The following is a 23,440-nucleotide window of genomic DNA, read 5'->3' as shown; positions in this document are numbered from 1 at the left end:
GTCGTCGTCTGGAAGCCGTCGCCGACGCAGCAGCTCGCCGCGCACCACACGATGCGCCTGCTGGAGGCGGCCGGGCTGCCGCCGGGCGTGATCAACATGGTCACCGGCAACGGGCAGGCCGTCTCCGAGGTCGCGATGACGCACCCGGCCCTGGCCGGCGTGCACTTCACCGGCTCGACCCCCACCTTCCAGCACCTGTGGGGCACGATCGGCGCCAACATCGCCTCCTACCACGGCTACCCGCGCCTGGTGGGCGAGACCGGCGGCAAGGACTTCGTGCTGGCCCACCCGTCGGCCGACCCGGCGGTGCTCTCGACCGCGCTGGTCAGGGGCGCCTTCGAGTACCAGGGCCAGAAGTGCTCGGCGGCCTCGCGGGCGTACGTGCCGCGTTCGGTGTGGAACCGCATGCGTGACGACTTCGTGGGCGTGGCCGAGTCGCTGACCGTGGGCGACGTGGCGGCCGACCTGTCGACGTTCATGGGCGCGGTCATCGACGAGCGGGCCTTCGCCAAGCACAAGGACGCCATCGACCGGGCGCGGGCCGCCTCGAACATCGACGTGCTCACCGGCTCCTACGACTCCGGCGTCGGCTACTTCGTCAAGCCGACCATCCTGGAGTGCGCCGACCCGACGGACGAGATCTTCGTCAAGGAGTACTTCGGGCCGATCCTCGGCGTGCACGTCTACGAGGACCGCGACTTCGACACGGTGCTCGACCAGATGGAGGGCATCGCCCCGTACGCGCTGACCGGCTCGATCATCGCCCAGGACCGGTACGCCATCGCCGCGGCCTCGGAGCGGCTGCGCTTCGCGGCGGGCAACTTCTACGTCAACGACAAGCCGACGGGCGCGGTCGTGGGCCAGCAGCCGTTCGGCGGCGCGCGCGCCTCGGGCACCAACGACAAGGCCGGTTCGATCTTCAACCTGATCCGCTGGGTGAACGCCCGCACGATCAAGGAGACCTTCGTCCCGCCGACCGACCACCGCTACCCCCACATGGGCTGACGCCCCCAAGAGCCACGGCCGGCACCCCCACAGGGGTGCCGGCCGTCTCCAATTCCGTCAGAAACCGCCCTCTACGATCGTCAGGAGACTTCCCGCGCCTCTGGCGAAGCCGGGAACCCCTGCCCTGTCCAGCGCGGCGAGGACGTCATGGGTGGTCATGGGCGGACGGCGTTTCCCCGCCGCCATCCGGGCGAGCACGCCCAGCACCTCACGCGGACTGCGGTTCAGCAGCGAGCGCAGGTACGCATCGGGAGTGCTGACGCTCACCCCGTGGCGGCCGAGGAACGACGCCGGGAAGTCCGTGACGTTCCAGGTGACCAGGGTCCGGGCGTGACCCGCTATCGCGGCAGCCATGTGATGGCGGTCGTCGAGGTCGGGGCCCTCCATCTGATCGATCAGGTGCTTGTAGTCGTCCTCGGAGACCCGGCTGTCGGCGAAGAACTCACGGATCACCTCCCCGATGCGCGCCGCCGCATGGGCGGAGCGGTGCTGCTCGTGCACGATGACACGTTCCCATTCCGAGAGCAGGTGATCGCTCCAGACCCACGTGTGCACGGCGTCCTCGGTCAGCGCGAGCATGAGGTCCATCAGCGAGAACGGGAACAGCACGTCGGTGTCGACGAAGACCCGCGCCATCAGCCAATATCCCTCGGGAGATCAGTAGGGTAGTTCCGCCTCCTCGGCAACCTCCATGATCCTGCGACGGGCTTCGGCGCGACGCTCCCGGCGATCCTGGAACTCCAGGACATCTTCGAGGCGAACGACACGATGACGGCTGCCTGGAAGAGGTTGCGCGGGGATCTCGCCTTCGTCCAGCAGTCGCACGACGAAGGGACGCGACAGCCCGAGCAGCTCCGCGACCTCGTTGGGGCTCAACAGGGCTTCGGCGGGCAGGGCCCAGACGGCGTGTCCCTTGCCGAGGTCGCGCGCCGCGGCGACCAGGAGCCTGACCAACGAGCGCGGCAGCACGAGGTCGGTGCCGTCCGGCCCGCGCAGCACCAGCGACGCGTTCCCTGCGGCAGCCGTCGCCTCCAGATGTTCGAGCAGCTTGCGGTCACCGCTGTCGGCTTCGACGCGCGTCGCGCCGGCCAGGACGCCGCTGCGGGGCATGACCACCTCCGACCCTCGATATCTGCAATAAGTGTAACCCGCCTGCGCCAGGAGGCGGGAGCGGGTGGCGTAATGTGCAAGGTTTGTGTCATTGACGCCAATGCAGGGCCGCGACCAGCATGAAGGCATGCAGCGACGGATCGTGATCGTCGTCTTCCCGGGCTTCCAGTTGCTGGACATGGCCGGGCCGGCGGACGTGTTCGCGACCGCCGACCTGATCGCCCGGGGACGTGGTTACCGGGTCGAGGTGGCCGGTGTGGCGGGGGGCGCGGTGAGCGCGTCGAACGGGGTCACCGTCATGGCGGGGGCGCTCGGCGAGGTGTCGGGGCCGATCGACACGCTCATGGTGGCCGGCGGGCTGTCGGTGCCCCGGCAGCTGGAGGACCGCGCGCTGGTCGGGGCGGTCGCCGCCCTGGCCGCGCGGGCGGGACGGGTGGCCTCGGTCTGCAACGGGGCCTTCCTGCTGGCCGAGGCCGGGCTGCTCGGCCGCCGCCGGGCCACCACCCACTGGCTGTCCGCCGACGACCTGCGCCACCGCTACGCCGACGTCGAGGTGGACCCCGATCCGCTCTACATCGAGGACGGCAACGTGTGGACCTCGGCGGGCGTGCTGTCCGGCGTGGACCTCGCGCTCGCGCTGGTGGCCAGGGACCACGGCCACGAGCTGGCCCGCGACGTCGCCCGCGGGCTCGTCGTCTACCTGCACCGGCCGGGCGGGCAGAGCCAGTTCAGCGCGCCGATGCGGGCCATGACGCCGCGCAGCCTCCCCCTGCGGGAGCTGCAGGGCTACATCGACGCCAACCCGGCCGCCGACCTGAGCGTGCCCGCGCTCGCCCGGCGCGTCGGGATGAGCGAGCGGCACTTCTCCCGCGTCTTCACCGAGCAGACCGGCCTGCCACCCGGCCGGTACGTCGAACGCAGCCGCGCCGACGCCGCCAGACGCCTCCTGGAGGTCACCGGGCACCCCCTGGAGACCGTGGCCAGGGAGGCGGGCCTGGGCACGCCGGAGACCCTCTACCGCGTCTTCCGCCGCCACTGGCGGGTGTCGCCGGGCGAGCACCGCCGCAGATTCCAGTCGAAGGAGAAATGACACCATGCACGTGGCAATCCCGCTTTATCCCCGTTTCACCGCTCTCGACGCGGTCGGCCCCTACACGGTGCTGGCGTTCGCGCCCGGCGTCACGGTGACGTTCGTCGCCGGGGAGGCGGGGCCGGTGACCGACGACCAGGGCACCCTGTCGATCGCCGCCACCGCCACCTACGCCGACCTGCCGCGTCCCGACGTGGTGCTCGTGCCCGGCGGGCCCGGCACGATGGAGGCGATGTCGGACGAGGCGCTGCTCGGCTGGCTGCGCGAGGCCCACGAGCACACGCGGTGGACGACGTCGGTGTGCAGCGGCTCGTACGTGCTGGGCGCGGCGGGGCTGCTCAAGGGCGTGCGCGCGACCACCCACTGGGCGGTGCTGGACGGCCTGGCGGGCGTCGGCGCCGAGCCGGTGGGCGAGCGCGTCGTCACCGAGGGCAAGATCGTGACGGCCGCCGGGGTGTCGGCCGGGATCGACATGGCCCTGACCCTGCTGGCCCAGGCCGACGGCGTCGAGACGGCCCAGGCGGTGCAGCTCGCGATCGAGTACGACCCGCAGCCGCCGTTCGACGCGGGCTCGCCCGCCAAGGCGCCCGAGGGCACCGTCGAGCGGGCCATGACCCTGATCTCCTGATCGTCCGGCCACGGCGCCCCCGTCCCTCCCGGGACGGGGGCGCCGCGCGTCGCAGGGGTCAGGACCGGTCCTGCGCGGGCGGGTCGCCCGTGGCGCCGAGCGGCAGGACGTCGAAGTGCACGACGACGTGGGCGCCGTCGGCGGGGGCGTCCCTGCCGTCCGACAGGCGGCGGAAGCGGTCCAGCACCTCCAGCACCCGGTCGCGCAGGTCGGCCGTCTCCTCGGGGGTGAGCCGCAGCGAGCGGCGGGCGAACACGCTGGCCTGCATCCATTCCTCGGGAGCCTGCGCCGAGCCCTCGCGCCAGCGGGTCAGCTCCGCGCCGCGCTGCCGGACCATGTCGTCCAGCAGGAACTCCAGGGCGTCGGCCTCCTCCGGGTGATCCCTGGCCGGCCCGAAGCTGAAGCCGCCCGGCGTGATCCGCCAGTACTTCTCCTTGCCCCGGCCCAGCTCGGGCGCGATCTCGATCATGCCGTGGCGGGCCAGCTCGCGCAGGTGGTAGCTGGTGGCCCCGGTGTTCTGCCCGAGCAGGCCGGCCAGGCCGGTGGCGGTGGCCGGGCCGTGCTCGTCGAGCAGCTCGTAGATGCGCAGCCGCAGCGGGTGCGCGAACGACTTCAGCGCCTTCGCGTCGAGGGTGCGGGCGGAAAAGCCCTTGCCGTCTGTCACTGTGCAAGCCTATCTTTGCAAAGGAATCTATGCACACTTTTCCTTACACACTATCGGAGTGACTCGTGAACCGTCTCGGGCGGGCCTTCTGGTTCCTGTGGTCGTCCACCGCGCTGTCGAACCTGGCCGACGGTGTGCTGCGGGTCGGCGCGCCGCTGCTGGCCGTGTCCATGACCCGCTCCCCCACGCTGGTGTCGCTGGCCGGGGCCGCCGCGACCGCGCCGTGGCTGCTGCTGGCGCTGCACGCGGGGGCGGTGGCCGACCGGGTCGACCGCCGCCGGATCATGACGCTGGCCAACGCCGCGCGTACGGCGGTGCTGGCGGTGGCGGCGCTGCTGGCGACGGCGGGCCTGCTGAACCTGTGGACGCTGCTCGCGGTGATCTTCGCGGCCGGGGTGAGCGAGGTCTTCGCCGACACCTCGGCCCAGTCCGTCCTGCCCATGACCGTCGCCAAGGACGACCTCACCAGGGCCAACGCCCGGATCGTCGGCGTCCAGACCGTCGGCAACGACTTCGTCGGCGCGCCGGTGGCCGGGCTGCTCGCCGGCCTGCTGCCCGCCGCCCTCTTCGGCGCCCCCGCCCTCCTGTACGCCGCCGCCGCCCTGCTGCTGACCGGCATGGCCGGCTCCTTCCGGGCGGCTCCGGCCGCGTCCGGGCCGCGCCGCCCGCTGCGTGCCGACATCGGCGAGGCGCTGCGCTACCTGTGGGCCCACCGGCTGCTGCGCAGGCTGGCGATCTCCGCGGGCATGCTGAACATGGCCAACGCCGGATACTTCGCCGTCTTCGTCCTGTGGGCCGTCGGCGACGGGTCGCGCATCGGCCTCGACCCGAGCGGCTACGGCCTCATGATGACCGCGTTCGCGGCCGGCGCGGTGCTCGGCTCGCCGCTGACCGGGCCGGTCACGCGGCTGATCGGCGAGGCCGGCACGCTGGTCGGGGCGTGGCTGATCAGCAGCCTGCTGCTGCTCGTCCCCATGCTCGTGCCGTCGCCGTGGGCGCTGTACCCGGTCGCGGTGGTGTGGGGCGTGACGGGGGCGGCGGCCAACGTGCTGGTCGTCTCGATCCGCCAGCGGCTGATCCCCGGCGAGATGCTGGGACGGGTGAACTCCGCCTACCGGCTGGTCGGCATGGGCGGCATGCCGGTGGGCGCGGCGATCGGCGGCTTGGCGGGCGACCTGTTCGGGCTGGCCGCCGTCCTGGCCGGGGCCGCGGGGCTGTGCCTGGTGGCGGTGGGGCTCGTGTGGCGCGCCCTGCCTGGGCGAATTTCTGCGGCGCTGACCAGCGAACCTACACTTCCCGACATATCCAGATCACGTTAGGCACCCTATGCCGTGTGCGGAGATGACATGATTATCCCCGAGCTTGAGGGGATGGTATGCGGGAGATCGGCGGACGGTACCTCCTGAACGAGGAGGCCGGTCGTGGGGGTATGGGAGTCGTCTGGCGGGCGTTCGATCGGCTCCTCCACCGAGAGGTGGCGTTGAAGGAGCTGACTCTGGCCGGTGAGGCCGAGATGGTTCGCCGCCGGGTGCTGCGTGAGGCCCGGATGGCGGCCGGCCTGACGCACCCCAACATCGTCACGGTCCACGACCTGATGGAAGTGGGCGGCAAGCTCTGGATCGTGATGGAGTACCTGCACGGGCTCTCACTCCACCAGCTGCTCTCCCAGGTGGGCACGTTGCCCGCGCAGTCGGTGGTGGCGATCGGCCAGCACCTGCTCGCCGCGCTGCGCACCGCGCACAAGGCCGGCGTGCTCCATCGCGACGTCAAGCCCGCGAACGTGATGCTGACCGGCGACCGCGTCGTGCTGACCGACTTCGGCATCGCCACGGCCGAGGGCGACATCCGCATGACGACCTCGCGGCGGCTGCGCGGCACGCCCGCGTTCATGGCCCCGGAGCGGCTGCACGGCGGGCCGGCCAGCAAGGAGGCCGACATGTGGTCCTTCGGCGCGACGCTCTACAGCGCCGTCGAGGGCCAGCCGCCCTACCCGGGGCAGGACGCGGCCACGGTGCTCGGCATGGCCCGCAGCGGCCCGTACCCGCCGCCGCGGCGGGCCGGGGTGATGCGCCCGCTCATCGAGGGGCTGCTCCACCACGACCCGGTGCGCCGCTACACGCCGGAGCAGACGGCGGGCCTGCTGGCGGGCATGCGCGCCAGCGCCTACCAGGCCGCCATCTGACCGGTTCAGGCGGCCTCGGGCGGGCTCAGTCCCGCTGGGCGCGGGCCTCGGCCTCGGCGGCGTCCATGGCGGCCGCCTCCTCGGGGGTGGGCGCGGTGCCACCCAGGTGCGCGGGCTGCCACCAGACGCCCGGCGGCACCTCGGGATAGGTGCGCTGCGCCCGGTCGACCAGCTCCGACAGGCGCGTGTGCAGGTCGACGGTGTGCTGGTTGACGTCCTCCCCGCGCTTGGGGTGGAACGGCTCGCCCACCAGGATGGTGATCGGCACGTGCCGCTGGGTGAGCTGCTTGGGACGGCCCTTCGTCCACAACCGCTGGCTGCCCCACAGGGCGACCGGGATGACCGGCACGTTGGTGGCCTGGGCCATGCGGATCGCGCCGTTCTTGATCTCCTTGACGGTGAAGGAGCGGCTGATCGTGGCCTCGGCGAAGACGCCCACCACCTCGCCGGCCTTGAGCTTGCGCAGCGCGGTGGCGTACGAGCCCGCCCCGGCCCCGCGGTCGACCGGGATGTGGTGCATGCCGCGCATCAGCGGCCCGGAGACGCGGTGGTCGAAGACGTCCTGCTTGGCCATGAAGCGCACCAGCCGCTTGGACGGCACCGCGGCGAACCCCGCGAAGATGAAGTCGAGATAGCTGATGTGATTGCTCACCAGCACCGCTCCCCCGGTCCGCGGCACGTGCTCCGTGCCCTCCATGTGGAAGCGGTAGTCGAGCACGCGAAAGAGGGTCCGCGCGGCGGCGATCACCGGCGGGTACACAATCTCAGCCATGAGCAGAAGGTAGCCTACTCACGCCGGTCGGCAGGCCACCCGGGAGACCTGGTCCCGCCCGGAAAAGATCGGCTCGGGTCACGAGATCGTAGGACATCCCCCCTGTTCACGCGGCGGCGCTTGCCCTCCCGTGCGAACGGGCAGATGTTCTGACCATGAAGAAGCTCATCAACACCGCCGACTCCGTGGTGGAGGACGCGCTGAACGGCATGGCCGCGGCCCATCCCGAGCTGAGGGTCCAGGACCGCGTGGTCTACCGGGCCGCGGGGCCGCGCCCCGGCAAGGTGGGGCTGGTGTCGGGCGGCGGCTCGGGCCACGAGCCCCTGCACGCCGGGTTCGTCGGCCACGGCATGCTGGACGCCGCCTGCCCCGGCGAGATCTTCACCTCGCCCGTGCCCGACCAGATCATCGAGGCCACCAAGGCCGTCGACGGCGGCGCCGGGGTGCTGCACATCGTCAAGAACTACACCGGCGACGTGCTCAACTTCGAGATGGCCGCCGAGCTGGCCGAGGACAACGACGTGGCCTCCGTGCTGGTCGACGACGACGTGGCCGTCCAGAACTCGCTCTACACGGCCGGGCGGCGCGGCACGGGCGCGACGCTGTTCGTGGAGAAGATCGCGGGCGCGCTGGCCGAGGAGGGCGCGCCGCTGACCGAGGTGGCCAGGGTGGCCGCCGAGGTGAACGAGCGCAGCCGGTCCTTCGGCATCGCGCTGACCTCGTGCACGACGCCGTCGGCGGGCAAGCCGACGTTCGACCTGCCCGAGACGGACGTGGAGCTGGGCATCGGCATCCACGGCGAGCCCGGCCGCACGCGGGTGCCGATGGCCTCGGCCCGCGAGCTGGCCGCCGTCGCCATGGAGGCCCTGCACAGCGACCTGCCGCTCCGCGGCGACCTGCTGGTCATGGTCAACGGCATGGGCGGCACCCCGCTCATGGAGCTGTACGTGCTGTTCGCCGAGGTCGCGGCGTTCGTGAAGGGCAAGGACGCGCGGGTGGCCCGCTCGCTCGTCGGCAACTACGTGACGAGCCTGGACATGCAGGGCTTCTCGGTCACCGTGTGCCGGGTCGACGACCCGCTCATCCGGCTCTGGGACGCGCCCGTCGAGACGCCGGCGCTGCGCTGGGGGCGTTGATGGACACCCGCTTCTTCGCGGACTGGCTCGACGAGGCGGCCCGGCTGGTTCGCCGCGACCGCGAACGGCTGACGGACCTCGACGCGGCCATCGGCGACGCCGACCACGGCGCGAACCTCGACCGCGGCTTCACCGAGGTCGCCAAGGCGCTGGCCGACCGGCCGCCGGGCTCCCCGGGGCAGGTGCTGGCCGACGCGGGCACGGCCCTCATCCGCCGCGTCGGCGGCGCCTCCGGCCCGCTGTACGGGTCGATGTTCCGGCAGATGGGCCGGACGCTGGAGTCCCCGGTGACGCTGGCCCGCTTCGAGGCGGCGTTCGAGGAGGGGGTGGTCGCGCTGGAACGGCTGGGCAAGGCGGCCGTGGGCGACAAGACCATGGTGGACGCGCTGGTCCCGGCCTCCCGGTCGCTGGCCCTGGCCGTACGGGACGGCATCGGGGCGCTGGAGGCGTTCGAACGGGCGGCGGACGCGGCGGCCGAGGGCGCGCGCGAGACGATCCCCCTCCAGGCCCGCAAGGGCCGGGCCAGCTACCTGGGCGAACGCAGCGTGGGCCACGAGGACCCGGGAGCCGCCTCGGCGGCCCTGATCATGCGCGCCCTGGCCACGGTGGCCCGGAACCGGGCAGAGGGCCAGGACCAGGCAGCGGGCCAGGATCAGGCCGAGAGCCGGACCCCCGGGGAGGGCCGGAGCCCGGCGGAGGGCCAGGGGCGGGCGGAGGGCTGATGGTCGGGGTGGTGCTGGTCTCGCACAGTGCCGGGCTGGCGGCCGAGACGGCGGCGCTGGCCCTGGGGATCGCCGCGGAGCCCGTGCCGGTGGCGGCGGCCGGCGGCACCGCGGACGGCGGCCTGGGCACCAGCTTCGACCTCGTCGAGCAGGCGGTGCGCAGCGTGGACCGGGGCGACGGCGTGCTGATCATCCCCGACCTCGGCAGCTCGGTGCTGACCGCCCGGCTGCTGGAGGAGGACGGGCGGGTGGTGATCGCGGACGTGCCGTTCGTGGAGGGGGCGGTGGCGGCGTGTATGGCGGCGTGCACGGGCGGGTCGCTGGCGGAGGTGCTGGCCGCCGCCGAAGAGGCCCGCACCTATCGCAAACTCTGACCGCCCCGAACCCCGGCCCCGGACCCGGACCATGGCCCCGCTCAGTGGCCTTTGAAGGCCTCCTCCAGCCACCAGGAGCCGCGTTCGCCGGTGATCCTGGCGTGTATCAGCAGCGGGCGGTCCCTGGGCCCCTTGAGCCATTCGGCCACGCCCGCCAGCCCGGCGGCGTCCGTGACGGTCACCGCCGCGAACCCGTGGCCCCGGGCGATCGCGGCCAGGTCGGCGGGCGGGAAGCGGACCGTGCCGAGCGGATGCCCGTGCGGCCCGAAGTGGTGCACCTCCGCCCCGTACGCCTCGTCGTCGTAGACCACGACCACCATGGGCAGCTCCAGCCGGACGACGGTCTCCAGCTCGGCGATGCCCATGAACGCGCCGCCGTCGCCCAGGGCGGCCACCGGGAGCCGGTCCGGACGGGCCAGGGCGGCCCCGATCGCGGTCGCCAGGCCGAGCCCGACCGACTGGAACGCCTGGGTGAAGCAGAACCCGCCGGCGTCCGGCACGTCGAGGAACATCGAGGGGTATCCCATGAAGTTGCCCGAGTCGACGGACACGACGCGCTCGCTCGGGAGCAGGTCGTCCAGGGCGATGGTGAGCGTTCTCGGGTCGATGCGGCCCGCGCCGCTCTCGTCCCGGTACGGCACCGAGCGCCAGCGCCCCTCGTCCCTGATCCGCCGGGCCAGCTCGGCCGACCGGTAGCCCGGCGCGGCGCCGCCCGGCCCGGTGAGGGCCGTCGCCACGGCGCGGACGTCCCCGACCACGCCGAGGTCGGCCCGGACGTGCGCGCCGACGGCCGCCGGGTCGAGGTCGACCTGGGCCACCTTCGCCTCCGGCGGGATCAGCGTGCCGTGGCGGGTCGTCCACATGTTCAGGGCGCAGCCCCAGCCGACGATCAGGTCCGCGCCGCGGATCAGCTCGGCGGCCAGCGGGGTGGCGAAGCCGCCGCTCACGTCGAGGTCCCAGGGGCTGCCGCGGAACAGGCCCTTGGCGACGGCGGAGGTGGCCAGCAGGGCGCCGGTGCGGTCGGCCAGCGCCTCCAGCTCGCGGCGGGCGTGCCGGGCGCCGCGGCCCGCGACGAACACCGGCCGCCGCGCCCCGGCCAGCAGCCGCCCCAGCTCGGCCGTCGCGTCGTCCGCGGCCGCTCGGTCGGGCCCGGCCGTCGTGTCCTGCGCCGCTGAGCGGTCGGGCCCGGCCGCGCCGGTCAGGGCAGGGGCGGGGGCGCGGGAGCGGGAGGGGGCGGACTGCACGTCGAGCGGCAGGTTCAGCAGGACCGTGCGGCGTTCCCGCGAGGCCACGCGGAAGGCTTCGAGCGCCTGCTCCTCGGCCCGCGCGGCGTCCGTGAGACGCATGGGGACCGCACCCACCGCCGCGGCCAGGGCGTCCTGGTCGATGTGGAAGTTGGAGCGCGCGTCCGTCGCCTCACCGGCCAGGACGATCATCGGCGTACGGCTCTTGGCCGCCTCGGCGATCCCCGTCATCGCGTTGGTCAGCCCCGGCCCCTGGTGGACCGTGACGACGCCGACCTCGCCGCTCATCCTGGCGTAGGCGTCGGCCATGGTCGCCGCCCCGCCCTCGTGCCGCGCCGCGACGAACCGCACGCCGTGCTCGACCAGCGCGTTCGTGACGTGGAAGTTGCCGCTGCCGACCACCCCGAACGCCGTGCGGACGCCGCCGGCGGCCAGCGCCCGGCCGACCGCCGCGGCCGCCGTCTCCGGGACGGTCAACGTTCCACCAGGGCCAGGACGCGGACGGGGCTGCCGGAGCCGCCCACGATGGGCAGCGGCGGGGCGACCACGGCGGCCCCGGTCACCGGCAGGCGGTCGAGGTTGCGGAGCTGGGTCAGTCCGTACTTGCCCGCGCCGAGCAGGAAGGAGTGGCAGGGGAAGGGCGGGTCGAAGGAGTGGGCGGCCCCGGCGTCGGTGCCGACGGTCTCCACGCCGAGCCCGAGGATCGGGGTCTCGGCGGCCAGCCAGGACGCGCACTCGACCGAGATGCCCGGCGAGTGCGGGCCGGTCTCGTCGGCGTTGAGGAAGGCGGCCTGGTCGGCGGAGCGGGCGTCCCAGCCGGTGCGGTAGAGCAGCCAGCCGCCGTCGGGCAGCGGGCCGTTGGCGCGTTCCCATTCCTTGACGTGGTCGATCTGCAGCAGGAAGTCGGGGTCCTTGGCCGCCTCGGCGGCGAAGTCGAGCACGACCGCGGGCGCGATCAGGCTGCGTACGGGCACCTGGGAGACGTCCTGGCCGTCGCGGGCGGTGACCCAGTGGACGGGGGCGTCGAAGTGGGTGCCGGAGTGCTCGCCGGTGTGGATGTCGTTCCAGTACCAGGCGGGGCCGCGGTCGTCGTAACGGCTGATCTCCTCCAGCCGGAACGGGATGGTGTTGCCGAACGGCTCGGGCAACTGGAGGATCGGCGTCTCGGAGGACAGGGGCGCGGTGAGGTCGACCACCTCGATCGCACCGCCGCGCACGCTGTCCAGGAAGCTCTGCAACACCGACATGTCATCCTCCTTGTTGGGCTGAGCGCATCCTCCTCCAGCGGGACTCACCCGCGCAACGACACGGCAGGGCGGTCTTCACAGGTCGTCCCAGGTGGGTTGGGCGGCGGTGCCGCCGGCCGCGCGGGTGGACAACGATCCGCAGGCCACGGCCACGTCGAGGCATTCGCGCGGGCTCATCCCGCGCAGCCTGGCGGCGAGGTAGCCCGCGTCGAAGCTGTCGCCCGCGCCGACGGTGTCCACGGGTTCGACGGGCCTGGCCGGGGCCCGCGTCACCAGGCCGGACTCCCAGGCCAGGGCGCCGTCCGCGCCGTCCTTGACGACGACGGCCGGTCCGAGGGCGCCCAGCCGCGCCGCGACGGCCTCCAGCGGCCCGTCACGGACGCCGGACAGGCGGGCCGCGATCGCCCTGGCCTCGCCGGCGTTGGGCAGGAACACGTCGGTGACGGCGAGCACGTCCGCCAGGCCGTCCCAGCGGCCGGCCGGGTCGTCGTTGGTGTCCAGCGAGGTCGTGGCGCCCGCCGCGCGCAGCTCCGCCAGCAGCGCGGGCAGCCCGTCCGCCAGTCCCGGCTGCAGGAAGTACGACGACACGTGCACGTGCCGGGCCAGGCCGCGCGGCACGTCCGCGGCGGTCAGGTGCGGCAGGCAGCCCGGCGAGGTGAGGATGGCCCGGTCCGTCCCGTCGGCGAGCACGACGGTCATGGCCGTGGGCCGGGGGTCGGTGACGCAGTGGGAGACGTCCACCCCGCGCTCGGCCAGCGCGCCGAGCACGAAACGCCCCGCCGCGTCGTCGCCCACGCGGCCGGCGAAGGCGGTGCGCAGGCCGAGCCTGGCGGCCCCGCACGCGGTGATCGCGCCGGACCCGCCGAGGACCAGGTCGCCGCCCGCGACGAGCTGTTCGCGCTGGCCGTACGCCAGGTCGCGCGGCGCGCCGGTCAGCACGATGTCGGGGTTGGCGTCGCCGACGACCAGGAGGTCGAACCCACCGGCCGCCGTCACGCCTTGGTCCACTGTGCGCATCCGGCGGTCTGGAACGCCTTGTCGCCCGGCTCGATGGTGACGCTCGCCGGGCCGGTCGGCGCGCCCGCGTTGATCACCGAGCCGAGGTCGGGGGACGTGCTGTTCAGCCGGGCCCAGAAGCAGTTCGTGGAACCGGCGACGGGACCGGTCGTGCGGTAGGTGCCGGGCTGCATGTCCACGCCCACGACGAACGTGCGCATCCCGGCCATCGGCCCGGTCTGCGCGGGTCCGGGCTGCGTTGGCCCGGTCTGTGCCGGTCCGGGCTGCTTGGGACCGGTCTGTGCCGGTCCGGGCTGCGTAGGACCGGTTTGAGCGGGGCCGGTCTGGAGGGGGTCCGTCTGGAGAGGGCCGGTCTGCGGGGCGTCCGTCGGGGCGGGCTGGGTGGCGGGGACGGAGGCCGAGGGCGGGCCGGTGCCCTCGACCGTCACCGTGACCCTGGGGGCCGGCGAGGCCGACGAGCCCTCCGCGCCGTACCCGACGAAGATGCCCAGGATGAAGGCCACCACAGCGGCCAGCCCGGACACGAGCAGGATGATCGGCGGACTGCTCGTCGCCCGAGGGGGCTCAGGGGGGCCGTACGTCACGGACCCAAGGGTGCCACCTCCATCGACGCCCCTGTCAACGTCCCGGTCAGCGGTGGAGGTAGTCGACGAGCGACGCCTTCTCCGTCTCCAGCTCCTCGATCGCGCTCTTGACCACGTCGCCGATGCTGACGATGCCCACCAGGCGGCCGTTCTCGACCACGGGCATGTGGCGGAACCGGTGGGTGGTCATCGTGCGGCGCAGCTCGTCGACGTTGTCGCCGGGCCCGGCCGTGCGGACCTCGGTCGTCATGATCGAGGAGACCGGCGCGTCGAGGATCTCGGGGCCCCGGTCGTGCAGCCGCCGCACCACGTCGCGCTCGGAGACGATCCCCTGGATCGTCGTGCCGTCGGTGGAGACGACGACCGCGCCGATGTTGTGGTCGGCGAGCTTGCCGAGCAGTTCACGGACCGTCGCCGCCGGCGCCACCGTGGTAACAGCGCTTCCCTTGTTGCGCAGGATCGTCCCGATGAGCATGTGCACCACCTCTGCTCCCGTTGTCCCCGGCCGAGGGCCGGCTTATGCCCGGTCCTCACAGGCAAACAACCGAGTGTGGACCCCGTCAAGCGGTCACGTAGGCTGACTTGCCGCATCTCCGACGACGTGGAAGGCATCGATGACCGAGCAGCTCAACACCGGAAGCCACGACCTGCCCATCACCCCGGAGCTGGCCGCGTTCATGCGCACCGGCTGGGCCGACACCCGGCGCACCGGCGTGACCGCGCTGCCGATCGCTCCCTGGGCGGCCCGGCGCAGGGCGGCGCTGGCCGCGCGTTTCCCCGGTGAGCGGCTGGTCGTCCCGTCGGGCACGCTCAAGGTGCGCAGCAACGACAGCGACTACCGGTTCCGTCCGCACAGCGCGTACTCCTACCTGACGGGCGCGGGCGAGCCCGGCGACGTGCTGGTCATCGAGCCGTCCGGGCAGGCCGTGCTGTACGTGCGCCCGCGCTCGCCGCGCGAGGAGGGCGAGGAGTTCTACCGCGACCGCCGCTACGGCGAGTTCTGGGTGGGCCGCAGGCCCGACCTGGCCGAGGCGTCGGAGCTGTACCAGATCGAGTGCGCGCACATCCGCGACCTGCGCTCCGAGGGCCCGGCCCGGGTGCTGCGCGGCGTCGACGCCTCCGTCGACGCGCTGGTGCCGGCGGGCGGCCGCGACGCCGAGCTGGAGGTGTTCCTGTCGGAGATGCGGCTGGTCAAGGACGAGTGGGAGGTCGGCGAGCTGCAGTCGGCCGTGGACGCCACCGTGCGCGGCTTCGAGGACGTCGTGCGCGCCCTGCCCGCGGCCCTCGGCCACCCGCGCGGCGAGCGTTACCTGGAGGGCGTCTTCGGGCTGCGCTCGCGCCTGGAGGGGAACGCGGTCGGCTACGACAGCATCGTGGCCTCCGGCGCCCACGCCTGCGTGCTCCACTGGATCCGCAACGACGGCGCGCTGGCCGAGGGCGACCTGCTCCTGCTGGACGCCGGGGTCGAGACCGACACCCTCTACACCGCCGACGTCACCCGGACGTTCCCGCTGTCGGGCCGGTTCACCGCGGCGCAGCGGCAGGCGTACGAGCTGGTGCTGGCCGCCCAGGACGCCGGCATCGCGGCGCTGAAGCCCGGCGCGAGCTTCCGCGACTTCCACCTGGCGGCCATGCGCGTCATCTGCGAGGGCCTGCACGACTGGGGCCTGCTGAAGGACTCCCCCGACGCCCTCATGGAGTCGGGCCTGTACCGCCGCTACACGCTGTGCAGCAGCGGCCACATGCTCGGCCTCGACGTGCACGACTGCGCCAGGTCGCGGGCCGAGGTCTACCTCGACGGCGTGCTGGAGGAGGGCAACGTCCTGACGGTCGAGCCGGGCCTGTACTTCCAGCCCGACGACCTGACGCTGCCCGCCGAGCTGCGTGGCATGGGCATCCGCATCGAGGACGACCTGGTGGTCACCGCCGAGGGCGCCACCCTGATGTCGAAGGCCCTCCCCCGCCACCCCGACGAGATCGAGTCCTGGATGAACGTCGTCCGCTCGTGACGGCCCGGTCACTTTTCGTGGCCGACTGACAAGGTTCGCCTGGGCTGGCATCGTGGGCTGGAGTGCGGCGGGGGCGGCGGTGGGGGCGGCGGTGGGCGGGTGGTTCACACGGGGGCGGGTGCTCGGCGCGCTGGCGGCGCTGCTGGCGGCGGCCGTCGCGGCCACGGCCGTGCCGCAGTGGATCGACGCCTCCCGGGCCCGGGACGCGCTGGCCCGCCTGGAGCGCGAACGCGCCCTGCGCCTGGAGGTCTCCGGCGCCGCGAGCGCCTTCGGCCGGGCCCTGCTCAGCTACGACTACAAGGACCTCCAGAGCGCCCGCTCGACCCTGTCCGCCCAGGCCACGGGCGACTTCCAGGCCACCTACGACGCGGCGTTCGGCGGCGCGATGTCCCAGGTGATCGTCAAGCTCAGGGCCGTCTCCCAGGCCAAGGTCCGCGAGGTCTACCTGGCCGACGCCGGCCAGGCCACCGCGCACGCCATCGTCGTCGTGGACCAGCAGGTGAACACCGCGCAGGCGATTCGCTCGGTGCAGGATTCGCACCTTAAGATCACGCTTGTGAAACAGAAGGGCGCGTGGAAGGTCCAGGACGTGACCGTGCTCGGCGCGGCTTCGGAGGACCAGCACAAGCTCGACGACCCCGCGGCGAAGAAGAAGGACTGACGATCGTCCCCCTGGCGATGGGCGGCCGCCCCGAAGAGGTGCGCGCCCCCGAGACGTGGCTGACCGAGGCCGAGCGCGAACGCGCCGACCGGTTCGTCTTCCCCGCCGACCGCGCCTGTTTCGTCGCGGCCCACCTGCTCGTCCGCCTGTGCGCCGCGGCCGTGCTGGATCTGCCGCCGGAGGGGCTGACCCTGCTGCAGCACTGCGAGGTGCACGGCCCCGGCCACGGCAGGCCGTACCTGCGCGAGGCCCCCGATCTGGGCGTGAGCTTCAGCCACACCCGCGGCTACGTGTGCGCCGCGGCCGGCCCCGGCCGGGTCGGCGTGGACGCCGAGCACGTGCCGACGGGCCCGCTGAACGAGGGCCTGGCCGACCACGCGCTCACCCCCGCCGAACGCGCCCTGGTGACCGGAAACGACGACCTGATCCGCCACTGGACCCGCAAGGAGGCCCTGGTCAAACGCGGCGAGCTCACCCTGGACGAGCTGCGCACGACCGGCGTCGACCCGCTGCCGTTCGGCCACCTGCTGGAATGGCGGGCCGCCCCGGACATCAGGGTCGCCGTCGTCACCGACACGCCGGCCGAGCGGATTCCCGTCCCGTCGCTCTGAGGGGCCCGGCCGGCTAGACGATCATCGCCCCCTTCACGCTGACGTCATGGCCGCGACCTGGGCGTCCATGAGTGCGTAGTAATGGCGACAACCCAGCAGCCCGTAGGGGAAACCCCGGGAAGCCACCTCAGGGACTGCTCATTCCAGGGAAGGATGACTGTCCCCGAGTACTTCCTGATCCTCAAAAGCATGAAAATGTTGATCGTAAGCACGGTGGCGATCCTCACTATGTCGGCCTGTTCCAACACCTCTTCCAGCGCCGCCGACCAGTCCGACAAGCCCACGCCGCCGCCCCGGATCACCAGCGCGCAGCTCACCCTGCCACCGCCCACCGGCCCGAAAAGGATCGGCACCAGGATGCTGCGGCTGGTGGACTCCACCCGCCGTGACGACTGGGTGGACGGGCAACCGGTGCGTGAACTGATGGTTCAGCTCTGGTATCCCACCTCGACATCCAGCGGAACGCTCGCGCCGTACATGACCAAAGGCGCCGAGGCGCGGACCCGGCAGATCAACGCGATCCCCGATGAGGTGAAGCTGCCCGTCACCCACGCCTACCTGAACGCCCCGATCGCCCCTGGCGCTCACCCGGTCATCGTGTACGCCCACGGCTCCCACGACACCCGGACCGGCAACACCGTCCTGGTGGAGGAGCTGGCCAGCCACGGCTACCAGGTCGTCACCATCGACCACACCCACTATGCCGAGGAGGTGGAGTTTCCCGATGGCCGCATCGTCGACGAGGTCAAGGACCCCGACACCGCCCATGAGGTCGCCACCCGGGTCGCCGACGTGCGCTTCGTCCTGAACCAGCTGGGCCTGGCACGAGTTGGCATGTTCGGCGCCTCCTTCGGGGGCGTGGCGACGGTCGCGGCGATGCACGACGACCCGCGGATCATCGCCGGTGTCAACCTGGACGGTCCCTGGACCGAGCCGATCTTCGGCGACGTCAGCCGCTGGCCGATCACCAAACCCCTGTTGTCGCTGACCTCCGCCCAAGCCGACAGCCACCCCCCGCTGCCAGGCCGGGTCATCCGGCTGGCCGGCGCCCAGCACCTGACCTTCTCCGACGGCGAATGGCTCGACCCCAACCCCAACCCCGAGCAGTACGGCACCATCGACCCCCAGCAAGCCCTCCGCCTGCAACGAAAAGCCCTGCTCGACTTCTTCTCCCAAACCCTTCACTAGATCGCGGATTTCGCGACTGTCTCGGGCAACGAGGTCGCACGTTCGAGTGGGAAGCGAACCTTCTCTGGAGGGGGCGCGGCCGAACCTGATCGGAGAAACAGCCCTAGCGGCGGCGGGTCGGGGTGGGGTCGAGGAAGACCAGGGTGACGCCGGAGAAGCGGTCGCGCAGCCGCCGGTCGATCTCGTCACAGGCGATCTCCACGCCCGCCGCGCTCGCCTCGTCCCGGAAGTCGATCTTGGCGGCGATCATGATGGAGCCCGGCCCGATCATCATCGTCAGCAGCTCGACCACGTCGTCCACCTCGGGCTGGGCCAGCAGCACCGCGCGGATGCCGACCTCGATCTGCCTGGGGGCGGCCTGGCCGATCAGCAGCGACAGGTTCGACTGGATCAGGATGAGCGCGACCACCAGCAGGAGCAGGCCGATGGCGACCGAGGCCGCGCCGTCCCACAGGGCCGAGCCGGACAACTGCGAGCCGAGCAGCCCGAGCGCCGCGATCACCAGGCCCACCAGCGCGGCGGCGTCCTCGAACAGCACGGCCTTGAGCGCGGTGTCGGACGTGATCCGCACCAGCCGCGCCGGACGCACCTTGTACCGGCCGGCCTCGGCGCGCAACTGCGCGTACGCCTTCGTGAACGAGATGCCCTCGATCACGAACGAGACGGCCAGCACGACGTAGGACGGCGTGAGGTTGCCCAGCTTCTCGCCGTGGCTGATCTCGTGCAGCCCGTGGGTGACGGAGAACCCCGCACCGCCGACCAGCGTCGCGACCGCCGCCATCATCGCCCAGAAGAACCCCGCCTTGCCGTAGCCGAACGGGTGGCGCTCGTCGGGCGGCTTGCCCGCCCGGCGTACGGAGACCAGCAGCAGCAGCTCGGTCATCGTGTCGGCGGCCGAGTGGGCCGCCTCGGACAACATCGCGGCCGAGCCGCCGATCAGCCCCGCGACGAGCTTGGCCAGGGCGATGGTCAGGTTCGCGGCGCCCGCGACCAGCACGGTCGCCAGGCTCTCCCCCGACTTCTCCTCCATCAGATCACTGTACGGCGGCCCTGCGCGGCGGCCCCCCGCAGGTAGCCGCGTCGTCGCGGGCGTGCGATAGATTGGGGATCATGAGCGCGCCCCGCTGGCTTTCCCCCGCCGAACAGCGTGCCTGGCGTACGCATCTCGCGCTGCACAAGCTGCTCATGCACCGCCTCGACCGCGAGCTGCAGGAGCACCAGCTCTCGCTGAACGACTACGAGATCCTGGTCAACCTCTCCGAGAGCCCCGAGCGGCGCATGCGGATGAGCGACCTGGCCGACGCCACGATCCAGTCGCGCAGCAGGCTGTCGCACCAGATCTCGCGCATGGAGGCCAAAGGGCTGGTCACCAGGGAAGACTGCCGCGACGACCGGCGCGGCACGTTCGCCGTCCTGACCGACGAGGGCTGGGCGACGATCCAGCGGGTCGCGCCCGACCACGTCGCGAGCGTGCGCGAGCATTTCGTCGACCGGCTCACCGACGACCAGCTGGAGGCGCTGGAGCAGGCGTTCGGTCCCATCGTCGACCACCTGAAGAAGCTGCGCTGAGGCCCAACCGATATCGGCGACGGCTCACCGGCGTTCCCGGGCGCTCGCTACGATCCGCTCATGCTCCGAAAGCTGCTGATCGTTGTCGTGCTCGCGCTGATGCCGGCCTGCTCCGCGGGGGGCGGCGGGGGTGACGCGCTCCCCGCCGGGCCCGAGGTGATGAAGAAGTCCGCGGAGGCCATGAAGGCCGTCAGGTCGGCCGGTTTCTCGATCGCCACGGAGGGCAAGCCCAACGTGCCGCTCAAGAAGGCCGACGGCAGGCTCACCTCGGCGGGCGACGCCGACGGCACGATCACGCTGGAGGTGCTGGGCACGCTGCAGGAGATCACCTTCGCCCTGATCGGCGACACCGTGCACTTCAAAGGGCCGACCGGCGGCTTCCAGACGATGACCAGGCAGCAGCTCGCCCAGTTCTACGACCCGTCGGTGATCCTCGACCCGGGCAAGGGCATCGCGCAGCTGCTCGCCTCGGCGACCGACCCCACGGTGGAGGCGGTCGAGGACGGCTCGTACCGGGTGGCCACGACGTTCTCCGGGCAGGTCGTCGGACAGATCGTCCCGGGCGTCACGCAGGGCGTCAACGGCAAGGTCTGGATCGACAAGGCCACCAGCAGGCTCACCAAGGCGAGCCTGCCGCTGCAGAACGGCACGGTGACGGTGACGTTCAGCGACTACGACGCGCCGGTGACGATCACGCCGCCCCCGTCCGGATGAGCCCGGTGAGCGGGAACGTCCCGGCCGACCGCGCCCGCCGGGTCGCGCTCGGCGCGGGCGGCGCGGTGGTGCTGCTGGCCGCGCTCGACGCCTACGTGGTCGTGACGGTCCTGATGGACATCGCCCACGACGTCGGCGTGCCGCAGAACCACCTGGAGCGGGTCACGCCGGTCGTCACCGGGTTCCTGCTCGGCTACGTCGCCGCGATGCCGCTGCTCGGCCAGCTCTCCGACCGTTACGGCCGGCGGCCGCTGATCCACGCCTGCCTGGCGGCGTTCGCGCTCGGCTCGGTGCTGACCGCGCTGGCGGCCGGTGAGGCGATGGTGGTGTCGGGCCGCACGGTGCAGGGCGTGGCGGGCGGGGCGCTGCTGCCGATCACGATGGCGCTGATCGGCGACCTGTGGGAGGAGCGCGACCGGCCGCTCGCGCTGGGCGCGGTGGGCGCGGCGCAGGAGCTGGGCAGCGCCCTCGGCCCCCTGTACGGCGGCGTGCTGGCGCTGGTCCCGCCGGTCGCCGTCGCGGGCGTGGAGCTGGGCGGCTGGCACGCCATCTTCTGGGTCAACGTGCCCCTCGCCGCCCTGGCCGCCGTCGCCGTGCAGCGTACGGTCCCGGCCCGGCCGCCCTCCGGCACGGCCCGCGTCGACGTCGCCGGCGGCGCCCTGCTGGCGCTGGCGCTGGCCCTCCTGGTCGTCGGCCTGTACAACCCCGACCCGGCCACGACGGTGCTGCCGCCGTGGGGGCCGCCGGTGATCGCGGCCGGGGCGGTGGCGGGCGGCGTCTTCGTCTGGTGGGAGATCCGCTCCCCCGTCCGGCTGCTCGACCTGTCGGCCGCCCGCAAGTCGCCGCTGCTGGCGACGCTGGGCGTGAGCTTCCTGGCGGGCGCGGCCCTGCTGGTGACGATGGTGTTCGTGCAGTTCGCCGCCCAGACGCTGCTGGACAAGGACGCCCTGGGCGCGGCGCTGGTCCTGGCCCGGTTCCTCGGCGCGCTGGCCGTGGGCGCGCTGCTCGGCGGCGTGCTGGCCCGGCGGGCCGGCGAACGCGCGGTGGCGGTGCCCGGCCTGCTGATCGCCGCGGCCGGATACTGGCTGATGAGCCGCTGGCCGCTCGACCTGGCCGGCGCGGGCCTGGCCGTGGACGCCGACCTGGTCGTGGCGGGGCTCGGCCTCGGCCTGGTGATCGCGCCGGTCTCGTCGGCGGTCCTGCGGGTCAGCCCGGCCGTCCAGCACGGCGTCGCCTCGGCGGCGGTCGTGGTGGCCAGGATGATGGGCATGCTCGTCGGCGTGGCGGGCGTGTCGGCGTGGGGGTTCCACCGGTTCCAGTCGCTGACCGCGAACCTGGACACGCCGCTGCCGTTCGGCGTGGACGCGCAGACCTACCAGCGGCGGCTGGCCGACTACCTGGCCCAGATCGATGCCGCCCTGCACGTCGAGTACACCGAGATGTTCCTGCTCACGGCGTTCGTCTGCCTGCTGGGGGCGGCGGTGGCGCTGCTCATGCCGCGCCGCGCCCTGCCGGAGGCGGCGCCCGCCCTCGCGGACGCCGCCCCCGACCCCGAACATTGACGTGAATCAGGTGGCGCCGCCGGTCAGGGCGACAGGCGGTGCAGGTCGCGGGGGAAGGCGGTGGTCTGGCGGATGTTGGCGGCGCCGGTCAGCCGGGCCGTCCAGCGTTCCAGGCCGAGGGCGAACCCGCCGTGCGGCGGCATCCCATACCGGAACGCCTGGAGGTAGCCCTCGTACGGCTCCACGTCGCCGCCCAGGGCCTGGACGTAGTCGTCGTACCGGTGCAGGCGCTGGCCGCCGGTCACCAGCTCCAGGCCCCTGAACAGCAGGTCGAAGCCGTTGGAGTAGCCCGGTCTGGCCGGGTCGGGATGGGTGTAGAACGGCCGCTTGGACATCGGGTAGCCGGTGACGAACAGGAACTCCGACCCGTGCTCGCGCAGCGCCCAGTCCGACAACCAGCGTTCCTGGGCCGGTGACAGGTCGGGCTCGTCCTCGCCGGTCAGCCGCTGTGCCTCGGTGAAGTGCACGGCCGGGATCTCGGCGGGCACGGCGGGCAGCACGGCCCCGGCCGCCTCGACGGCGGACGCGGCCCGGCGGCGCACCGACTCCACCATGCCGGCGACGACCTCCCGCAGCACGGCCATCACGTCCCGGTGGTCGGCCACGAAGCCCAGCTCGGCGTCGAGGCTGGTGTACTGGGCCAGGTGGCGGACGGTGTCGTGCGGCTCGGCGCGGAAGACCGGCCCGACCTCGTAGACCCGCTCGAACACCCCGACCATCGTCTGCTTGTAGAACTGCGGCGACTGCGCGAGGTAGGCGCGGCGGCCGAAGTAGTCGATGCCGAAGACGTTCGCGCCGGACTCGGTGGCCGAGGCCACGATCTTGGGCGTGTGGATCTCGGTGAAGCCGAGGCCGTCCAGCGTCTCGCGGAACCCGGCCACGCTCGCCGCCGAGATCTCCAGCGGCGCCCGCAGCAGCGGATGCCGCAGCGCGACGGGCGCGTGGTCGAGGACGGTCGGCAGCGTCGCGGCCACGACCGGCCGGTAGAGGTCGAACGGCGGGGCCTGGGCGGGCTCGGCCAGGACCTCGATCTCCGGGCCGGTCAGCTCGACCCCGCCCGGCGCCTGCCCGGCCGGGGTCACGGTGCCGGTGACCCGGACGACGCTCTCCTCCGGCGGCAGTTCCCCGTCCGCGCTGACCACCTGGGCCAGCCCGGCACGGTCGCGTACGACCAGGAAGGAGACGGATTTCAGGTGCCGGCGGCGATGGACCCAACCGGCGATCGTCACTCGTCGGCCGGCGTGCTCAGCGAGCGACGCCGACAGGACACGAGAGATCATTACAGCTCCTCTGCAGGAAATGCATGACCCCTTGGGAGTGCGGGGGAGAAGGGAGCTCCCGGTGCCACCGC

General features: G+C 72.8%; 26 protein-coding genes. 15 read left to right on the top strand and 11 right to left on the bottom strand.

Features of this window, described 5'->3' with window-relative positions; genetic code table 11:
- Window positions 1-1,005, top strand: a 1,005-nt coding sequence (locus ACWCSD_RS21695; RefSeq protein WP_449917282.1) for an aldehyde dehydrogenase family protein, incomplete at its 5' end; no start/stop codon positions are given.
- Window positions 1,006-1,062: 57 nt separating this feature from the next.
- Here ACWCSD_RS21695 and ACWCSD_RS21690 read toward each other — a convergent pair.
- Both ACWCSD_RS21690 and ACWCSD_RS21685 read right to left on the bottom strand, forming a co-directional pair.
- Window positions 1,063-1,641 (bottom strand): PIN domain-containing protein, encoded by a 579-nt coding sequence (locus tag ACWCSD_RS21690; RefSeq protein ID WP_449917279.1) that lies wholly within the window; start codon window positions 1,639-1,641, stop codon window positions 1,063-1,065.
- A 21-nt stretch (window positions 1,642-1,662) separates the two neighbouring features.
- Window positions 1,663-2,115 (bottom strand): helix-turn-helix domain-containing protein, encoded by a 453-nt coding sequence (locus tag ACWCSD_RS21685; RefSeq protein WP_397166226.1) that lies wholly within the window; start codon window positions 2,113-2,115, stop codon window positions 1,663-1,665.
- Between the two features lie 127 nt (window positions 2,116-2,242).
- Here ACWCSD_RS21685 and ACWCSD_RS21680 point away from each other — a divergent pair, with 127 nt between their 5' ends.
- Both ACWCSD_RS21680 and ACWCSD_RS21675 read left to right on the top strand, forming a co-directional pair.
- Window positions 2,243-3,205, top strand: a complete 963-nt coding sequence (locus tag ACWCSD_RS21680; RefSeq protein WP_387666752.1) for a GlxA family transcriptional regulator — start codon at window positions 2,243-2,245, stop codon at window positions 3,203-3,205.
- 4 nt (window positions 3,206-3,209) lie between these two features.
- A complete protein-coding gene (locus ACWCSD_RS21675) occupies window positions 3,210-3,833 on the top strand; it encodes a DJ-1/PfpI family protein (protein WP_397166224.1) in 624 nt (207 codons plus the stop codon).
- A 58-nt stretch (window positions 3,834-3,891) separates the two neighbouring features.
- Here ACWCSD_RS21675 and ACWCSD_RS21670 read toward each other — a convergent pair whose 3' ends face one another.
- Window positions 3,892-4,497, bottom strand: coding sequence for an ArsR/SmtB family transcription factor (locus ACWCSD_RS21670; RefSeq protein WP_449917276.1), 606 nt, complete (start codon window positions 4,495-4,497; stop codon window positions 3,892-3,894).
- A gap of 65 nt (window positions 4,498-4,562) precedes the next feature.
- Between ACWCSD_RS21670 and ACWCSD_RS21665 the strand changes: the two genes are divergently transcribed.
- Window positions 4,563-5,816, top strand: coding sequence for an MFS transporter (locus tag ACWCSD_RS21665; protein WP_397166220.1), 1,254 nt, complete (start codon window positions 4,563-4,565; stop codon window positions 5,814-5,816).
- A gap of 56 nt (window positions 5,817-5,872) precedes the next feature.
- Window positions 5,873-6,679: a serine/threonine-protein kinase gene (locus tag ACWCSD_RS21660; protein ID WP_352358144.1), complete on the top strand. Its 807-nt coding sequence runs from the start codon at window positions 5,873-5,875 to the stop codon at window positions 6,677-6,679.
- Window positions 6,680-6,704: 25 nt separating this feature from the next.
- Here the strand turns inward: ACWCSD_RS21660 and ACWCSD_RS21655 are convergent, their stop codons facing one another.
- The gene (locus ACWCSD_RS21655) at window positions 6,705-7,451 is read right to left on the bottom strand and encodes a lysophospholipid acyltransferase family protein (protein WP_352358146.1); all 747 of its coding nucleotides are present in this window, start codon (window positions 7,449-7,451) and stop codon (window positions 6,705-6,707) included.
- Between the two features lie 155 nt (window positions 7,452-7,606).
- Between ACWCSD_RS21655 and dhaK the strand changes: the two genes are divergently transcribed.
- From dhaK to dhaM, 3 genes are read left to right on the top strand one after another with little or no spacing between them, the layout of a single operon-like run.
- Entirely contained in the window at window positions 7,607-8,587 is a 981-nt protein-coding gene (dhaK, locus tag ACWCSD_RS21650) for a dihydroxyacetone kinase subunit DhaK (RefSeq protein WP_397166218.1), read from the top strand.
- Window positions 8,587-9,309 carry a dihydroxyacetone kinase subunit DhaL gene (gene dhaL / locus ACWCSD_RS21645; RefSeq protein ID WP_397166216.1) on the top strand — a complete coding sequence of 241 codons (723 nt, stop codon included), beginning with the start codon at window positions 8,587-8,589 and terminating at the stop codon, window positions 9,307-9,309. The genes dhaK and dhaL overlap by 1 nt, the downstream gene beginning before the upstream one ends.
- Window positions 9,309-9,683, top strand: coding sequence for a dihydroxyacetone kinase phosphoryl donor subunit DhaM (dhaM, locus tag ACWCSD_RS21640; protein WP_449917270.1), 375 nt, complete (start codon window positions 9,309-9,311; stop codon window positions 9,681-9,683). Before dhaL ends, dhaM begins: the two co-directional genes overlap by 1 nt.
- A 41-nt stretch (window positions 9,684-9,724) precedes the next feature.
- Here dhaM and ACWCSD_RS21635 read toward each other — a convergent pair whose 3' ends face one another.
- The 5 genes from ACWCSD_RS21635 to ACWCSD_RS21615 all read right to left on the bottom strand — a co-directional run bounded on the left by ACWCSD_RS21635 (window position 9,725) and on the right by ACWCSD_RS21615 (window position 14,250).
- Window positions 9,725-11,404: a thiamine pyrophosphate-binding protein gene (locus ACWCSD_RS21635; protein WP_449917265.1), complete on the bottom strand. Its 1,680-nt coding sequence runs from the start codon at window positions 11,402-11,404 to the stop codon at window positions 9,725-9,727.
- Window positions 11,401-12,174 (bottom strand): cyclase family protein, encoded by a 774-nt coding sequence (locus tag ACWCSD_RS21630; protein ID WP_352321865.1) that lies wholly within the window; start codon window positions 12,172-12,174, stop codon window positions 11,401-11,403. Before ACWCSD_RS21630 ends, ACWCSD_RS21635 begins: the two co-directional genes overlap by 4 nt.
- A 75-nt stretch (window positions 12,175-12,249) precedes the next feature.
- Window positions 12,250-13,170, bottom strand: coding sequence for a carbohydrate kinase family protein (locus ACWCSD_RS21625; RefSeq protein ID WP_397166212.1), 921 nt, complete (start codon window positions 13,168-13,170; stop codon window positions 12,250-12,252).
- Complete coding sequence (locus ACWCSD_RS21620) at window positions 13,167-13,775, bottom strand: hypothetical protein (protein ID WP_449917261.1); 609 nt, start codon at window positions 13,773-13,775, stop codon at window positions 13,167-13,169. The genes ACWCSD_RS21625 and ACWCSD_RS21620 overlap by 4 nt, the downstream gene beginning before the upstream one ends.
- Window positions 13,776-13,821: 46 nt before the next feature.
- Entirely contained in the window at window positions 13,822-14,250 is a 429-nt protein-coding gene (locus ACWCSD_RS21615) for a CBS domain-containing protein (RefSeq protein WP_364331049.1), read from the bottom strand.
- A gap of 139 nt (window positions 14,251-14,389) precedes the next feature.
- On the opposite strand from ACWCSD_RS21615, the gene ACWCSD_RS21610 reads away from it, so the two are divergent.
- The 4 genes from ACWCSD_RS21610 (at window position 14,390) to ACWCSD_RS21595 (ending at window position 18,244) form a co-directional block, all read left to right on the top strand.
- Window positions 14,390-15,784, top strand: a complete 1,395-nt coding sequence (locus tag ACWCSD_RS21610; protein WP_358293722.1) for an aminopeptidase P family protein — start codon at window positions 14,390-14,392, stop codon at window positions 15,782-15,784.
- Window positions 15,785-15,836: 52 nt separating this feature from the next.
- On the top strand, window positions 15,837-16,445 hold the full coding sequence (locus tag ACWCSD_RS21605; RefSeq protein ID WP_449917255.1) for a hypothetical protein: 609 nt from the start codon (window positions 15,837-15,839) through the stop codon (window positions 16,443-16,445).
- Window positions 16,446-16,462: 17 nt separating this feature from the next.
- Entirely contained in the window at window positions 16,463-17,056 is a 594-nt protein-coding gene (locus tag ACWCSD_RS21600) for a 4'-phosphopantetheinyl transferase family protein (RefSeq protein WP_397166207.1), read from the top strand.
- A 213-nt stretch (window positions 17,057-17,269) separates the two neighbouring features.
- Window positions 17,270-18,244 carry an alpha/beta hydrolase family protein gene (locus ACWCSD_RS21595; protein ID WP_449917252.1) on the top strand — a complete coding sequence of 325 codons (975 nt, stop codon included), beginning with the start codon at window positions 17,270-17,272 and terminating at the stop codon, window positions 18,242-18,244.
- Window positions 18,245-18,347: 103 nt separating this feature from the next.
- Here the strand turns inward: ACWCSD_RS21595 and ACWCSD_RS21590 are convergent, their stop codons facing one another.
- Window positions 18,348-19,274, bottom strand: coding sequence for a cation diffusion facilitator family transporter (locus ACWCSD_RS21590; RefSeq protein ID WP_449917249.1), 927 nt, complete (start codon window positions 19,272-19,274; stop codon window positions 18,348-18,350).
- 80 nt (window positions 19,275-19,354) lie between these two features.
- Here ACWCSD_RS21590 and ACWCSD_RS21585 point away from each other — a divergent pair, with 80 nt between their 5' ends.
- The 3 genes from ACWCSD_RS21585 to ACWCSD_RS21575 are packed head-to-tail and all read left to right on the top strand — an operon-like array spanning window position 19,355 to window position 22,089.
- Window positions 19,355-19,813 carry a MarR family winged helix-turn-helix transcriptional regulator gene (locus ACWCSD_RS21585; protein WP_352321897.1) on the top strand — a complete coding sequence of 153 codons (459 nt, stop codon included), beginning with the start codon at window positions 19,355-19,357 and terminating at the stop codon, window positions 19,811-19,813.
- 60 nt (window positions 19,814-19,873) lie between these two features.
- Window positions 19,874-20,527 (top strand): LppX_LprAFG lipoprotein, encoded by a 654-nt coding sequence (locus ACWCSD_RS21580; protein ID WP_449917245.1) that lies wholly within the window; start codon window positions 19,874-19,876, stop codon window positions 20,525-20,527.
- Window positions 20,528-20,532: 5 nt separating this feature from the next.
- On the top strand, window positions 20,533-22,089 hold the full coding sequence (locus ACWCSD_RS21575; protein ID WP_449917242.1) for an MFS transporter: 1,557 nt from the start codon (window positions 20,533-20,535) through the stop codon (window positions 22,087-22,089).
- A 23-nt stretch (window positions 22,090-22,112) separates the two neighbouring features.
- Here ACWCSD_RS21575 and aspS read toward each other — a convergent pair whose 3' ends face one another.
- A complete protein-coding gene (aspS, locus tag ACWCSD_RS21570; RefSeq protein WP_449917238.1) occupies window positions 22,113-23,369 on the bottom strand; it encodes an aspartate--tRNA(Asn) ligase in 1,257 nt (418 codons plus the stop codon).
- Window positions 23,370-23,440 lie beyond the last annotated feature (71 nt).

It is taken from the genome of Nonomuraea sp. NPDC001684 (assembly GCF_053596515.1).
Note: the sequence above shows the minus strand (reverse complement) of the source record. Positions and strands in the feature narration are given on the sequence as shown.

Bases quoted from the DNA above. Each gene is read 5' to 3' on its own strand.
- ACWCSD_RS21690 (WP_449917279.1), bottom strand. From the start codon at position 1,641: ATGGCGCGGGTCTTCGTCGACACCGACGTGCTGTTCCCGTTCTCGCTG.
- ACWCSD_RS21685 (WP_397166226.1), bottom strand. From the start codon at position 2,115: ATGCCCCGCAGCGGCGTCCTGGCCGGCGCGACGCGCGTCGAAGCCGAC.
- ACWCSD_RS21680 (WP_387666752.1), top strand. From the start codon at position 2,243: ATGCAGCGACGGATCGTGATCGTCGTCTTCCCGGGCTTCCAGTTGCTG.
- ACWCSD_RS21675 (WP_397166224.1), top strand. From the start codon at position 3,210: ATGCACGTGGCAATCCCGCTTTATCCCCGTTTCACCGCTCTCGACGCG.
- ACWCSD_RS21660 (WP_352358144.1), top strand. From the start codon at position 5,873: ATGCGGGAGATCGGCGGACGGTACCTCCTGAACGAGGAGGCCGGTCGT.
- ACWCSD_RS21655 (WP_352358146.1), bottom strand. From the start codon at position 7,451: ATGGCTGAGATTGTGTACCCGCCGGTGATCGCCGCCGCGCGGACCCTC.
- dhaK (WP_397166218.1), top strand. From the start codon at position 7,607: ATGAAGAAGCTCATCAACACCGCCGACTCCGTGGTGGAGGACGCGCTG.
- dhaL (WP_397166216.1), top strand. From the start codon at position 8,587: ATGGACACCCGCTTCTTCGCGGACTGGCTCGACGAGGCGGCCCGGCTG.
- dhaM (WP_449917270.1), top strand. From the start codon at position 9,309: ATGGTCGGGGTGGTGCTGGTCTCGCACAGTGCCGGGCTGGCGGCCGAG.
- ACWCSD_RS21630 (WP_352321865.1), bottom strand. From the start codon at position 12,174: ATGTCGGTGTTGCAGAGCTTCCTGGACAGCGTGCGCGGCGGTGCGATC.
- ACWCSD_RS21615 (WP_364331049.1), bottom strand. From the start codon at position 14,250: ATGCTCATCGGGACGATCCTGCGCAACAAGGGAAGCGCTGTTACCACG.
- ACWCSD_RS21610 (WP_358293722.1), top strand. From the start codon at position 14,390: ATGACCGAGCAGCTCAACACCGGAAGCCACGACCTGCCCATCACCCCG.
- ACWCSD_RS21600 (WP_397166207.1), top strand. From the start codon at position 16,463: ATGGGCGGCCGCCCCGAAGAGGTGCGCGCCCCCGAGACGTGGCTGACC.
- ACWCSD_RS21590 (WP_449917249.1), bottom strand. From the start codon at position 19,274: ATGGAGGAGAAGTCGGGGGAGAGCCTGGCGACCGTGCTGGTCGCGGGC.
- ACWCSD_RS21585 (WP_352321897.1), top strand. From the start codon at position 19,355: ATGAGCGCGCCCCGCTGGCTTTCCCCCGCCGAACAGCGTGCCTGGCGT.
- ACWCSD_RS21580 (WP_449917245.1), top strand. From the start codon at position 19,874: ATGCTCCGAAAGCTGCTGATCGTTGTCGTGCTCGCGCTGATGCCGGCC.
- aspS (WP_449917238.1), bottom strand. From the start codon at position 23,369: ATGATCTCTCGTGTCCTGTCGGCGTCGCTCGCTGAGCACGCCGGCCGA.